The sequence below is a fragment of the Nonomuraea sp. NPDC003201 genome (genome assembly GCF_053590415.1).
On record NZ_JBSFTC010000026.1, the window covers coordinates 41390 to 54575 of the forward strand.

Consider the following 13186-nt stretch of genomic DNA (forward strand, 5'->3'; position numbering starts at 1 on the left):
ATCTCCCGTCAGGCCACAAGGGATTCCATCCGGTGTGCGTGCCCGGCCGCCGCCTCGTCGAACGCCAGCACGGCCGCGGTCTCGGCCGCCTTCACCCAGGCCAGGCCCATGATCGACGGGCTCAGCCCGGTGACGGGGACGAAGCTCACGTCGGGCCGGCGGTGGTGGGCCGCCGTCGGCGTGCAGAACAGCATGCCACCCCGGTCGAGCGCCACCTGGGTCAGGCCCTCCTGGCTGGTCGTCACGGTGCCGGCCCGGGGAATCGGACGTCCGGAAGGGGTTACGGACGGTGCGATCCGCTCACGATAGGCGCGCGGGGCGGGGCCGTCCAGGCCGATCAGGGGGACGTTCACCAGCTCTTCCGCGGCGATGCCGGGGCGGGCGGCCAGCGGATGGCGGGTGGAGACGCCCAGTTGGTAGGAGACCTCGTTCAGCCCCTCGCCGGTCGCCAGGTCCGGCTCGTTCACCGGGAGTAGCGTGAACGAGAGATCCACCTGCCCGGCCCGCAGCTTGCCGAAAGGGTCCGAGAGCGGGATCTCGACCAGCTCCACCTCGCATTCCGGATACCGGCGCTCGAAGGCCCGCACGCTGCCGGTGACGGCCTCCGTGGGCGTGGCCAGGAAACCGACCCTGAGCCGGCCGGTCACCTCGCGGGCGGCGGTCTTGGCCCGGCGCACCGCGTTCGCCAGGCCGTCGTAGGAGGGGCGCAGGTCGGCCAGGAAGCGCTCGCCCAGCGGCGTGAGGCGCACCCTGCGGCTGGTGCGCTCGAAGAGCCTGCCGCCGATCCTGGTCTCCAGCGAGCGCATGAGCTGGCTCACCCTGCCGGGCGACAGGTAGAGGCGCTCGGCCGTACGCGCGAAGTGCAGCTCCTCGCTGAGCACCACGAAGCACTCCAGCTCCCTGAACTCCATCCCCATCACCTCGGATCGCTTAGCCTGCCTAAACCAAGCCTTCGGACTTCGTCATTGTTCCCGTCCGCCGCCGAACCCGAGGCTGAGGGGCATGACCACTACTGATGTCTCCCCCGCCATCCGGGCGCGCTGGCTCGCCGTGTCGTCGGTGGCGGTGGGCACCTTCACCGTCGTGACCAGCGAGATGCTGCCCGTCGGCCTGCTGACCTCGATCGCCGCCACCCTTGGGGTGTCCGACGGGACGGCCGGGCTGATGATGTCGGCTCCTGGGCTGGTCGCGGCCGTGTCCGCACCGGTGCTGGCGTTCACCGCCCGCCGGCTGGACCGGCGGGTGATCTTGATCGTGCTCATGGCGCTGCTGGGGGTGGCCAACCTGGTGGGCGCGTTCGCGCCGGGCTATCCCGTCATCCTGGCCGCCCGGGTGCTGACGGGGGTGAGCATCGGCGGGTTCTGGGCGTTCGCGGCCGGCCTCGGGACGCGGCTGGTGCCGGAACGGTCCGTCGGGCGGGCCACGTCGATCATCCTGGCCGGGGTGTCCGTGGCGTCGGTGCTGGGGGTGCCCGCGGCGACGTTCGTGTCGTCGTTCGCGGGGTGGCGCAGCGCGTTCGTCGCGATGGGGGTGGTGGCGCTGGCCCTGACCGCCGTCCTGTACGCGACCCTGCCGTCCCTTCCGGGCGAGCCCCCTGCCCGGACCGCGGGATCCCGGCGCGGATGGCTCTCGGGGCCGCTCAGGACCGTCCTCGTCCTGACCGTGCTCGTCGTGTCCGGCCACTTCGCGGCCTACACCTACGTCCGGCCGTTCCTGGAGCAGGTCTCGCACGCCGGCCCCACCCTCGTCAGCACGCTCCTGCTCCTGTACGGCGCCGCGGGCGTGGCGGGCAACTTCGCCGCCGGGGCATGGGCGGCCAGAAACCCCAAGCCGGTCCTGATCGCTCTGGCCGCCCTCATCGCGCTCGCCACGGCGGCCCTGGCCTCGATCGGCCTGCCGCTGGTCGTGCTGCTGGTGTGGGGCTTCGGTTACGGAGGCGTCGGGGTGACCCTGCAGCTGTGGATCATGCGCGCGGGCGGCGGGGAGCTCGGCACGGCGCTCTTCGTCGGCGCCTTCAACGTCTCCATCGCGCTCGGCGCGTTCGCCGGCGGCCGGGTCGTGGACGGCGTCTCGATCTCCGCGGTGATGTGGCTGGGCTCCGGGCTCGCCGTTCTCACCGCGGCCGTCGCTGGCATCTGGGGCAGGAGTAGGACGAGCGGTTCATGAACGGCTCGCGCCTGATCGCGGTGCCGCAGCGGGAGCAGGGCAGGTCGCGCCGGCCGTAGACCTCCAGCGAGCGCTCGAAGTAGCCGCTCTCGCCGTTGACGTTGACGTACAGGCTGTCGAACGAGGTGCCGCCCTGCTGCAGCGCGGAGGACATGACGGCGCGGACCCCGGCCAGCAGCTCGGCGATCCTGGGACGCGGGAGCGTCTGCGTCTGCCGGGCCCAGTGCAGGCGGGCGATCCACAGGGCCTCGTCGGCGTAGATGTTGCCGACGCCGCTGATCAGCGACTGGTCGAGCAGCGCGCGCTTGATCTCCGTGTGCCTGGCCCTGAGCCGGCGGGCGAACTCCGCGTCGTCGAACACCGGCTCGAACGGGTCGGGGGCGATGTGGGCGATCGGCTCGGGGACGCCCTCGGCCAGGCCGGTCAGCATGACGTGACCGAACGTCCGCTGGTCGACGAAGCGCAGGTCGGGGCCGCCGTCCTCGAAGCGGAGGCGTACCCGCAGGTGCTTCTCCGGCGGCGAGTCGGGCTCGACGACCAGCAGCTGGCCGCTCATCCCCAGGTGGGCCAGGAGGGCCTCCTCGGCGCCCGACAGCGGGAGCCACAGGTATTTGCCGCGCCGCTCGGCGGACAGCACCGCGCGGCCCTTCAGGCGCGCGGCGAACTCGTCGGCTCCTGGCGCGTGCCGCCTGATGGCGCGGGGGTGCAGCACCTCCGCCGAGGCGATCTCGCGCCCGGTGACCCACTGCGCGAGGCCGCGCCTGACGACCTCGACCTCCGGTAGCTCAGGCACCTCAGACCCTTTCGTGTGGCTCGCCCCGGGCGGGCGTTCAGCCCGCGGGCTGGCTCTCGCGCTGCTCGCGCCGGGCCCTGATCCGGGTCCAGGCCGCCTCGGCCGCCTGCTGCTCGGCCTCCTTCTTGCTGCGCCCGGTGCCCGAACCGTACGACTCGCCGCCGACCCGCACCATCGCCGTGAACGACTTGGCGTGGTCGGGGCCGCTCTCCTCGACGTGGTACTCGGGCACGCCGAGCGCCTCGGAGGCCGTCAGCTCCTGCAGGGAGGTCTTCCAGTCGAGCCCGGCGCCGAGCGAGGCCGAACGGACGATCAGCGGGTCGAACAGCAGGTGCACCACCCGGAACGCCTCGTCGAGCCCCTTGTCGACGTAGATCGCGCCGATCAGCGCCTCGAGGGTGTCGGCCAGGATGGACGACTTGTCGCGCCCGCCGGTGCCCTCCTCGCCCCTGCCGAGCCGAAGGAACCGGCCCAGGCCCAGGTTGCGGGCCACGTCGGCCAGCGCGCGCATGTTGACCACCGCGGCGCGCAGCTTCGCCAGCTGGCCCTCGGGGAGGTCGGGGTGGTTGCGGTAGAGGGTGTCGGTGACCACCAGGCCCAGCACCGAGTCGCCCAGGAACTCCAGGCGCTCGTTGGTGGGCAGGCCGCCGTTCTCGTAGGCGTAGGAGCGGTGCGTCAGCGCCCGCTCCAGGATGTCGGAGTCGAGGCCGACCGCCAGGACCCGCTGCAGCTCGTCTCGGGCGACCTCTACGGCCACCGGCTTAGGACCTGTGCCCACGTGCTTTCCTCCTCGGACATCTTCGCATGGTGTGGCGACTGCGGAAGATGCCCGAAAACGTGGTGGGCGTCGGGGTAACGCGTAGCCCCGGCGTCCACCACGGCCGCGGGCGAACCGCCGCCGCACGCATCTGAGACGGTAACGCCGACCGAGGCACCATCGCACCCGGTCGGCATCACGTCAACTGCTGACGGATCAGGCGGAAGGCTCGATGACCTGACGCCGGTTGTAGGTGCCGCAGGTGGGGCACGCGATGTGCGGCTGCTTGGGCGAACGGCACTGCGGGCAGCTCACCAGGGCGACAGCAGTCGTCTTCCACTGGGAGCGACGGTGGCGGGTGTTACTCCGCGACATCTTTCGCTTCGGGACGGCCACGTCACTTCTCCTGATCGTTATCTTTGTCGGTAATCAGACCTTGCAACGACGCCCAGCGGGCATCGATCTTGTCGTGCCGGTGATCCTCGCCGGCCTCGGCCAGCTTGATCCCACACTCCGTGCAGAGCCCTTCGCAGTCCTCACGGCAGACGGGGCTCAACGGCAGTGCGAGCACCACCGCGTCGCGGAACGTCGGCTCGAGGTCGAGCAGCTCACCGTCGAGCAGCGAATCCTCGTCCGAGGCGTCCTCGTCGGAGTAGAAGAACAGCTCCTGCAGGTCAACCTCGATGTCCGAGGTGACGGGGTCGAGACAGCGGGCGCACTCCCCGGCGAGCGGGGCCTGCGCCGTGCCCGACACGAGCACGCCTTCCATCACTGCTTCGAGCCGGAGGTCCAGCTCGACTTCGGCGTCTTTGGGGACACCGATCATGTCGACGCCGAGATCCGCCGGTGCCGGGAGGGTCAGAGTCATCTGCCGCATCGTGCCCGGCCGCTTTCCCAGGTCATGGGTTGAGATCACCCACGGGGAGCGGGGGTCGAGGTGCTGAGTCATCCTGCTCTCGCTAGGCATGGCGAGACGATCGCCGTCGTACAAGGCCGAAATGAAAGGATAGCAGGTCGCGCTCAGCCCCTGAGCCGCTCGATGAGCAGCTTGTGCACGAGATCGGGCACGAGGCCCGAGACGTCCCCACCATACCTGGCGATCTCCTTCACCCTGCTGGAGGACAGGAACGAGTATTCGGGGTTCGTGGGCATGAACAGCGTCTCGACCCCCGACAGGCGGTAGTTGAGCTGCGCCATCTGCAACTCGTAGTCGAAGTCGCTGACCACCCTGATGCCTTTGACGATGGCGGGGATGTCGTTCTGCCTGCAGAAGTCGACCAGCAGTCCGTGGAATTTCCGCACCTTGACGTTCGGATATTCCTTGGTCACGGTCTGCAGGACCTCAATTCGTTCGTCCACCGTGAACAGGCTGCTTTTCTCGACGTTGATGAGGACTGCCACGGTCACCTCGTCATAGAGCCGGGCGGACCGGCCGATGATGTCGAGGTGGCCATTGGTGATGGGGTCGAACGACCCCGGGCAGACTACGCGGCGCAAGACGCCTCCCAGGTCTACGGGTTCCCGGCGGCGCGACCGTACCAAACGGATGCTTCGCCATAACGACGGACCCTCTCCTCAACGTAGCCTTCCGGCCACATCAGTGCCTTTCCCCTGCTTTCCCTCTCGAATGCCACCAAAGCCTCATCCAGCAACCAGCCGTTGTCGCGCAGCGACTCCAGCGTCCGCCGGACCTCCTCGTCGGACACGGCGTAGGGCGGGTCGGCGAAGACGATGTCGTACGGCTCGGCGGGCGGGTTGCCGAGCAGGCGCTCGACCTTGTCCGCGATCACCCTGGCGCCGTCGAGGCCCAGCGACTGGACGTTCGCCTTGATCGTCCTGACGGCCTTGGGGTCGGACTCCACCAGCACGGCCTCCTTGGCGCCCCTGGACAGCGCCTCCAGGCCGATCGCGCCGGACCCGGCGTACAGGTCGAGCAGGCGGGCGCCGGTGAGGCCGTACAGGGAGTCGAGCGTCAAGAAGATCCCTTCTCTGGCCCTGTCGCTGGTCGGTCTCGTCCCCCGCCCCGGCGGCACCGCCAACCGCCTGCCACCTGCGCTGCCTGCGATGATCCGCGTCATGTGACCCATTGTTCCGCATGTTCGCGCAGGTCAAGAGTGGACAAGTGTCTGCCTCGAGTGCGCAAGGGTGATTCACATCGGCGCGACGGGCCCGCATGATGAGTTCTGCGGCCTTCAAGGTGACCCACATGAAGGCCGACCGGCGTGATCGTGAGCCCTTCCGCACGCCGGTTCCCTCGGCACCTGACCCGAGGGTGGGCCCAGCCGGGGACGGCATTCGGGGGGAGGCCGTCCCCGCGGCTGGGCTTTTCCACTGCCGGCAGGCTGCCCATCGCGCCACCGAAGCCCCACACGCCGCCGCACCACACCGGCACCCAGGACCGCGCGGGCGAAGCGCCACACGCCGCTCACCGCCAACGGCCCCGTCCCGCCGCACGCATTGCGCCGAGCACCACCGCACACCATCCCGCCGCACCGGCGCCCAAATCCTCAGCGCGCCGCCGGACGGCCGCAACCGCCACACCGGCGCGCCACCAAGGACCGCGTGGGCGCGCCGCGCAGGTGCCCGAAGCCCCCTGCGCGCCGCCGGATGACCGTAAGGGCCGCGCGCCCCGGACGACCGTAAGCGCCCCACGTCCCGGACGCCGTGAGCGCTACACGCTGCCCCCGCCCGACGGCCATAGGGGTCAGGTCTTCTCCAAGTACTCCGCGCGTTCGTCCGCCAGCAGCCGGGCGATCTCCGCCCGCAACCCCTCGTACGACGTCAGGTCCGGGTCCTCCTCCAGGAGGGCGGCGGCCTCGTCGCGGGCCGTGGCGATCACGTCCTCGTCCCGCAGGAGCTGCAGCAGCTTCAGCGACGACCGCTTGCCCGACTGCGCCGCCCCCAGGACGTCGCCCTCCCGCCGTTGCTCCAGGTCCACGCGCGACAGCTCGAAGCCGTCCAGGGTGGTGGCGACCGCGTCGAGGCGGGCGCGGGCGGGCGTGCCCTCGGAGAAGTCGGAGACCAGGAGGCACAGCCCCGGGAGGCCGCCGCGGCCGACGCGGCCGCGGAGCTGGTGGAGCTGGGAGACGCCGAAGCGGTCGGCGTCCATGATGATCATGACGGAGGAGTTGGGGACGTCGACCCCGACCTCGATGACGGTGGTGGCCACCAGGACGTCGAGCTCGCCCCGCGTGAAGGAGCGCATGATCGCGTCCTTCTCCTCCGGCGGGAGCTTGCCGTGGAGCGTGCCGACCCGCAGGTCGTGGAAGGGGCCGCTCTTCAGGAGCTCGGCCACGTCAAGGACCGCCAGCGGCGGCCGGCGGTCGTCGTCACCGCTCGCCGCGGCCGCCAGGTCGCCCTCGTCGCCCTCCAGGTCGCCGATGCGCGGGCACACGATGTACGCCTGCCGCCCCAGCGCCACCTCCTCCCGCACCCGCTGCCAGGTGCGTTCGAGGTAGTGGGGCTTCTCGGCGGCCGGGACGACGTGCGTGGTGATGGGGGCGCGGCCCGACGGGAGCTGGGACAGCGTCGAGATCTCCAGGTCGCCGAAGACGGTCATGGCGACCGTGCGCGGGATCGGCGTGGCCGTCATGACCAGCACGTGCGGACGGCCGCCGGCCGCCTTCTCGCGCAGGGCGTCGCGCTGCTCCACCCCGAACCGGTGCTGCTCGTCCACCACGACCAGCCCCAGGTCGGCGAACTGCACGTGCTCCTGCAGCAGCGCGTGCGTGCCCACGACGATCCCCGCCGTGCCCGAGGCCGCGTCCAGCAGGGCCGCGCGGCGGGCCGCGGCGCCCATGGAGCCGGTCAGCAGCGTGACCGACGTGCCCCCGAACATGCCCCCCTGCGCCAGATCCCCGAGCATGCCGGTGATCGAGCGATGGTGCTGCTGGGCCAGCACCTCCGTGGGGGCCAGCAGCGCCGCCTGGCCGCCCGCGTCGACCACCTGGAGCATCGCCCGCAACGCCACCACCGTCTTGCCCGCGCCGACCTCGCCCTGCAGCAGCCGGTGCATCGGGTGCTCGAGCGCGAGGTCGGCGGCGATCTCCTCGCCGACCTGCGCCTGCCCCTCCGTCAGCGAGAACGGCAGCCGCCCGTCGAAGTCGCTCAGCAGGCCGTCGCCGCGCCTGGGCCTGGGTTTGGCGGGCAGCGCGGTGGCGGCCCGGCGCCGCCGCAGCAGCACGGCCTGCAGCACGAACGCCTCGTCGAACTTCAGCCGCTTGCGCGCCCGCCCCACCTCGGCGAAGTCCTTCGGCCGGTGGATGCCCGCCAGCGCCTCGCCCAGATCCTGCAGCCCGTGGCGGGCCCGCAACTCGGCGGGCAGCGGGTCGTCGAGCGGGCCCAGCGTGTCGAGCACGACGCCGACCGCGCGCCTGATCGCCCACGGCGTGACGTCCTTGCCCGCGGGATAGATCGGCACCGGCGCCGCCGCGAACTCCTCCGCGTTCGCCTCGCCCTCCTCGAACAGCTCGAACTCCGGGTGCGCGAGCTGCCAGCGCGGCTTCGACCGCGCCCCGAACAGCCCCACCTTGCCCGCGAACATGCCCCGCTGCCCGGGCTTGAGCCGCGACTCGGCCACGTGGGAGCCCTTGCCGAAGAACGACAGGTAGAGCCTGTTGCCGTTGCCGTCGACGACCTCGACCTCCAGCCAGGTGCCGCCGCGGTTGCGCATGGGCTTGCGCATGAGCCTGGTCACCTCGCCGACCACGGTGACGTGCTCGTCGACCTCCAGCGCGTCGAGCGTGGTCAGCTCGCCGCGCTCGGCGTAACGCCGGGGATAGTGGCGCAGCAGGTCGCCGACCGTCTCCAGGTCGAGCACGCTGTGCAGCAACTTGGCGGTCTTCGGGTCGAGCGCCTTCGTCAGAGGCTCGTCGAAACGGCTCACGGCATTAAGTTCTACCGCGTCGGCCCGACAGGAATCCCGTTCATCGGTGTCACTCCACGCCGATCAGGAGCGGATAGCCGCCCTGCTCGCCGTCGTACACGACCAGATCCACGTCGGGCCGCGTACCGCGCAGCTGCTCCTCCAGCCGCGCGGCGAGACCCGGCGGCGCCTGCGCGCCCGTGACCAAGGTCACCAGCTCGCCGCCGCCGGCCACCATCCGGTCCACGACCACGGTGGCCACGCGGTCGAGCGAGCCGCCGATCACCGCGACGTCCCCGTCGATCATGCCGAGCACGTCCCCGGGGCGGCACAGGCCCGCGCTGGTCATCGCCTCGCGGTCCGCCACCGTCACGTGTCCGTACCGCGTGTGCCCGGCCGCGTCCGTCATCGCCACCACGTCGTCGTCGAAGCGGCGCAGCGGATCGTGTACGGCCAGCGCCGCCAGCCCCTGCACGGTCGCCTTCGTCGGCAGCACGCTGACCACGGCCCCGTCCTCGCGGGCGATCTCCGCGGCCGCGGCGGCGACCGACCTGACGCCCTCGTCGTTCGGCAGGACCGCGACCTCGCTGCCCGCCTGCCTGATCGCGGCCAGCATGGCAGGCAGGGTGGGCCGGGTGCCTGGCTCGCGGCGTACCACGACCGCGCCGCACTCCTCGAACAGCGCCGCGATCCCGTCCCCCGCGGCCACCGCCACCACGCCCCGGCCCGCGCTGCCGCGGTGGATGCGTTCGGCCAGGTACGTGATCCTGATCCGGTGCGGCCGCCCGGCCCGCACCCCGGCCTCCACGGCGGGACCGGCCTCGGCCACGTGGACGTGCACGTTCCACAGCCCGCCGCCGCCGACCACGACCAGCGAGTCGCCCATGGCGTCGAGCTCCTCGCGCAGCACGGCCACCGCGGCGTCGTCGGCGTCCAGCAGGTACATCACCTCGTACCCCGCCCCCACCTCGGCCATCGGCGCGACGCGCGAGGTCGGCGCGGGCACGTCGTAGTGATCGCTGTAGGAGTCGGTGATCACGGAGGCCAGGGTCTCCAGCACGATCGCCGCGCCCGCGCCGCCCGCGTCCACGACGCCGCTGCGGGCCAGCACGTCCAGCTGGGACGGCGTACGGCGCAGCGCGGCGCGGGCCTCACCCGCCGCCTGCCGCGCCACCGCCCGCAGATCGCCCCCGTCCACGTCCTGTACGGCTCGCGCGGCCGACTCCAGCACGCTCAGCACCGTGCCCTCCACCGGCCTGGCCACCGCCTCCCTGGCCAGCACGGCGGCCCTGAGCAGCCCGGCCCGCAGGTCGGAGCCGTCCTTCAGCACCTCGGCGAGGCCGCGTAACGCCTGGCTGACGATCACGCCGGAGTTGCCGCGGGCCCCGACGAGCGCGCCGTACGAGAGCGTCTGCCACACCACGGCCCCGTCAACGTCGTCGGGCAGCGACTCGACGGCCTCGGCCGCGGACAGCATGGTCAGGTGCAGGTTGGTGCCGGTGTCGCCGTCGGCCACGGGGAACACGTTCAGCGCGTCGATCTCGGTCCTGGCCCGGCCGAGCGCGTCGGCGGCCAGGCGGGCCCAGCGGCGCACCGCCGGCGGGTCGAGGATCTTCATCTGCACCCTCCCGGCTCCCGGCGTGGCCCGGATGCGCTACGGTTGTCGATGGAGAATATCGCCGCCGGACCGCCGGTCCAGCGTTCCAGTTCGCGCCCATCGGTGTGGATCGGATATTCTCGTCTGGCTGGCCGGTTGTCCCGGCATGCCCTCCGCCCGGAAAGCATCCGCGGACAGGGCTACATCGACTGTTTTAAGGAGCGAACCGTGGCTTCCGTCTGCGATGTCTGCCGCAAGGGCCCGACCTTCGGCAACAACGTGTCCCACTCCCACCGCCGTACCCGTCGTCGTTGGAACCCCAACATCCAGACGGTCCGCGCGGTCGTCGGCGGCACGCCGAAGAAGCTCAACGTGTGCACCTCGTGCATCAAGGCGGGCAAGGTCACCCGCTAGGTCCCACACTTTCGCGTAAGCCCGTAGCTCCCGAGGGAGCCGCGGGCTTACGTGTTTTCCGGCCCCTGAGGCCCGGGCGTCAGCGCCAGCGCCAGGCGTGGTCCACCGGGCCGATGCCGCTTCCCAGGGGGAAACCGCGCGCGATCGCGCCCGTCACGTACTCCTTCGCCTTCCCCACCGCCTCCGGCACGTCGTCGCCCAGCGCGAGCCGGGAGGCGATCGCCGAGGCCAGCGTGCAGCCCGTGCCGTGGGTGTGGCGGTTGTCGAGGCGCTCGGCGGCGAAGCGGTATTCGGCCGTGCCGTCCGTGAGCAGGTCCACGGGCGCGCCCGGCAGATGGCCGCCCTTGATCAGCGCCCACCTGGGCCCGAGCTCCAGAACGGCCTCGGCCGCCGCCCGCAGCCCGCCCTCGTCCTCCACCTTGACGGAGGTGAGCTGCTCCACCTCCCACAGGTTCGGCGTCACCACGGTGGCCACGGGCAGCAGCCGCGTCCGCAGCGTGTCGACGGCCTCGGGCGCGAGCAGCGAGTCGCCGTGCTTCGACACCCCCACGGGGTCCACGATCACCGGCGCGGCGTACGAGCCGAGCGCGTCGGCCACGACCTCGACCAGCGCTGGGGAGGCCAGCATGCCGGTCTTCACCGCCTGGGCGCCGATGTCGCCCAGGACCGAGTCGAGCTGCGCGCGTACGGCCTCGGGCGGCAGCTCCCAGTAGCCCTGGACGCCCAGGGAGTTCTGAGCCGTCACCGCGGCGATGACGCTCATGCCGTGGACGCCCATGGCCAGCATGGTCTTCAGGTCGGCCTGGATGCCCGCGCCGCCCCCGGAGTCGGAGCCGGCGACGGTCAGCACGCGTGGAGGGGTCGAAACCGTCATGTCCCCATCCAACCACTCAGCTGATGGCGCAGTCCCCGCTGACCAGCCCGCAGTTGGCGGCCTTCTGGCCCTCGCCCGTGGCGGTGAACGAGACGTCCACCGCGTCACCGGCCGACAGCGACGCCGACAGGTCGAGGATCAGCAGATCGCCGTCCTGCGTCCATTGGGCGCCGGTCACGGCCATGACCTTGCCCTCGACCGGGACGGAGACCGTCGGGTTCTCCAGCGTCTCCCGAGAGGTGTTCGAGAGCGTCATGTCGGCCTGGTAGCTGAGCAGGCGCTGCTTGATGGTCTGCTTGATGTTCATCGCGCCACCCTGGCCGGACCCGAACGTGTTCGTGCTGGTCGGGAGCGGGGTGCTGCCGCCGCTGGTCCCCCCGCCGGTGTCGGAGTCGTCCAGCGTCGAAGGCTCCTCGGTCGGCGCCTCGGTGGCGAGCTCCTCGACGGGCGGCGTCGGCTCCTTCGTCGGCTTCGCGGACGTCTTCACCTTGGTCTTGGTGGGCGTCGGCGTCGCGGAGGCGGTGCGGCGCGGGGGTGTACGGGCGCTGTACGAGGCCGTCGGCCCCGGGGTCCGGGACGCCGTCGGCTCGTCCGCAGACTCCTCCTCGGACGGCTCCTCCTCCGGCGTGGTCTCCTCTTCTGTCGGCTGGGAGGCCGCGGGACCCGGCTGGTTGTTCGTCGCCTGGACGGCGGCGCAGGTCGCGCCCGCGCACTTGTCGGGCGTCCCCGACGAGCTCATGAACTTGACGCCCGCCACGGTGCCGCCGAGCACGACGGCGACCGCCGCGACCGACAGCAGCGCGACCTTGCCCTTGCCGCCACCCGACGACGGGGGCGCGGTGAGCACGTCGTCACCGCCGCCGCGTCCGCCCTTACGGCGCCCGCGGCGGCCCTTGGGCTCGTCCGGCCCGTCGAGGCCGGGGTCGGCCGCCCAGTCGGAGGCGAGGAAGCCGGTCTCGGCGTTCGCCCAGGCGGGCGCCTGCACGGCCGTGGGCTCCCCGGCCACCTTGACGTCCCCGGGCTCGGGCGGGCCGGCCGACATGGGCACCGCGCCGGTACGGTCACGGGTCCCATCGAACGGCCCATCGAACGGCCCGTCGAAGGGCCCGGGCCGGTCGCCGGGAGGTGGTCCGCCGAAGGCGCCACCCGGCACGTCGGGGCCGTCGAAGAAGGCCGTGCGCTCCATGGGCCCGTCAAAGGGGCCAGACGCCTCAAAGGGGCCTCGACCGCCCGGGCCCGGCCCTCCAGGGCTGGGCGGAGCGTCCGGGCCGCCGAAGAAGGACGTACGCTCGGCGGGCCCCTCCATGGGAGCCGCCGCGTCGAAAGGGCCCCGCCCGGCGGGTGCGCCCGGATTGTCGGGGCCGTCGAAAAAGGCCGTGCGCTCCATGGGCCCGTCAAAGGGACCGGGAGCGTCAAAAGGGCGGTCGCCCGGCGGGCCCCACTCCGGCGGCCGGGCGAAGGCGCCCGTCGTCTCGAACGGCCCGGCCTCCCCAGGACCCGGCTGCGGGAAGCCATGCACGGGGTCGTTGGCCGGGGGGAAGCCGCCGTCGGAGTTGTTGGGCAGCGCGAAGGCACCGGTGGTCTCGAACGGCTCGGACTGCGGTCCGCGCGGAAGCGGTCCGTCAGTGCGCCGCGGCATGGGAGCCCACTGGCCCGTCACCTCGGGTTCGTCCGGCAGCGAAGGCCAGCCGGGCGCCTCGGCCTGCTCGTCAGGACCCCAG

At 72.0% G+C, this 13186-nt stretch carries 13 protein-coding genes; 2 read left to right on the plus strand and 11 right to left on the minus strand.

Annotation, left to right across the window (positions count from 1 at the left end; genetic code table 11):
- Positions 1-8: 8 nt before the first annotated feature.
- Positions 9-911, minus strand: a complete 903-nt coding sequence (locus ACWDX9_RS13225) for a LysR family transcriptional regulator (protein ID WP_449952781.1) — start codon at positions 909-911, stop codon at positions 9-11.
- Between the two features lie 91 nt (positions 912-1002).
- Between ACWDX9_RS13225 and ACWDX9_RS13230 the strand changes: the two genes are divergently transcribed.
- Positions 1003-2166 carry an MFS transporter gene (locus ACWDX9_RS13230; protein WP_449952783.1) on the plus strand — a complete coding sequence of 388 codons (1164 nt, stop codon included), beginning with the start codon at positions 1003-1005 and terminating at the stop codon, positions 2164-2166.
- On the opposite strand, the gene mutM is transcribed toward ACWDX9_RS13230, so the two are convergent.
- The 8 genes from mutM to ACWDX9_RS13270 all read right to left on the minus strand — a co-directional run bounded on the left by mutM (position 2114) and on the right by ACWDX9_RS13270 (position 10198).
- Positions 2114-2959 (minus strand): bifunctional DNA-formamidopyrimidine glycosylase/DNA-(apurinic or apyrimidinic site) lyase, encoded by an 846-nt coding sequence (gene mutM / locus ACWDX9_RS13235; protein WP_449952786.1) that lies wholly within the window; start codon positions 2957-2959, stop codon positions 2114-2116. The two genes, ACWDX9_RS13230 and mutM, sit on opposite strands and share 53 nt — an antisense overlap.
- Before the next feature lie 37 nt (positions 2960-2996).
- Entirely contained in the window at positions 2997-3737 is a 741-nt protein-coding gene (rnc, locus tag ACWDX9_RS13240) for a ribonuclease III (protein WP_449952789.1), read from the minus strand.
- 195 nt (positions 3738-3932) lie between these two features.
- Entirely contained in the window at positions 3933-4112 is a 180-nt protein-coding gene (gene rpmF, locus ACWDX9_RS13245; RefSeq protein WP_139632166.1) for a 50S ribosomal protein L32, read from the minus strand.
- A gap of 1 nt (position 4113) precedes the next feature.
- Complete coding sequence (locus tag ACWDX9_RS13250; RefSeq protein WP_449952838.1) at positions 4114-4683, minus strand: YceD family protein; 570 nt, start codon at positions 4681-4683, stop codon at positions 4114-4116.
- Between the two features lie 53 nt (positions 4684-4736).
- Entirely contained in the window at positions 4737-5213 is a 477-nt protein-coding gene (coaD, locus tag ACWDX9_RS13255) for a pantetheine-phosphate adenylyltransferase (RefSeq protein ID WP_364262584.1), read from the minus strand.
- Between the two features lie 14 nt (positions 5214-5227).
- The gene (rsmD, locus tag ACWDX9_RS13260) at positions 5228-5794 is read right to left on the minus strand and encodes a 16S rRNA (guanine(966)-N(2))-methyltransferase RsmD (protein WP_449952792.1); all 567 of its coding nucleotides are present in this window, start codon (positions 5792-5794) and stop codon (positions 5228-5230) included.
- Between the two features lie 626 nt (positions 5795-6420).
- Complete coding sequence (recG, locus tag ACWDX9_RS13265; protein WP_449952795.1) at positions 6421-8601, minus strand: ATP-dependent DNA helicase RecG; 2181 nt, start codon at positions 8599-8601, stop codon at positions 6421-6423.
- 49 nt (positions 8602-8650) lie between these two features.
- Complete coding sequence (locus ACWDX9_RS13270; RefSeq protein ID WP_449952798.1) at positions 8651-10198, minus strand: DAK2 domain-containing protein; 1548 nt, start codon at positions 10196-10198, stop codon at positions 8651-8653.
- 207 nt (positions 10199-10405) lie between these two features.
- Between ACWDX9_RS13270 and rpmB the strand changes: the two genes are divergently transcribed.
- Complete coding sequence (gene rpmB, locus ACWDX9_RS13275) at positions 10406-10591, plus strand: 50S ribosomal protein L28 (RefSeq protein ID WP_043618345.1); 186 nt, start codon at positions 10406-10408, stop codon at positions 10589-10591.
- Between the two features lie 79 nt (positions 10592-10670).
- On the opposite strand, the gene thiD is transcribed toward rpmB, so the two are convergent.
- Complete coding sequence (gene thiD, locus ACWDX9_RS13280) at positions 10671-11465, minus strand: bifunctional hydroxymethylpyrimidine kinase/phosphomethylpyrimidine kinase (RefSeq protein WP_449952800.1); 795 nt, start codon at positions 11463-11465, stop codon at positions 10671-10673.
- Positions 11466-11481: 16 nt separating this feature from the next.
- Positions 11482-13104, minus strand: a complete 1623-nt coding sequence (locus ACWDX9_RS13285; RefSeq protein ID WP_449952803.1) for a hypothetical protein — start codon at positions 13102-13104, stop codon at positions 11482-11484.
- Positions 13105-13186 lie beyond the last annotated feature (82 nt).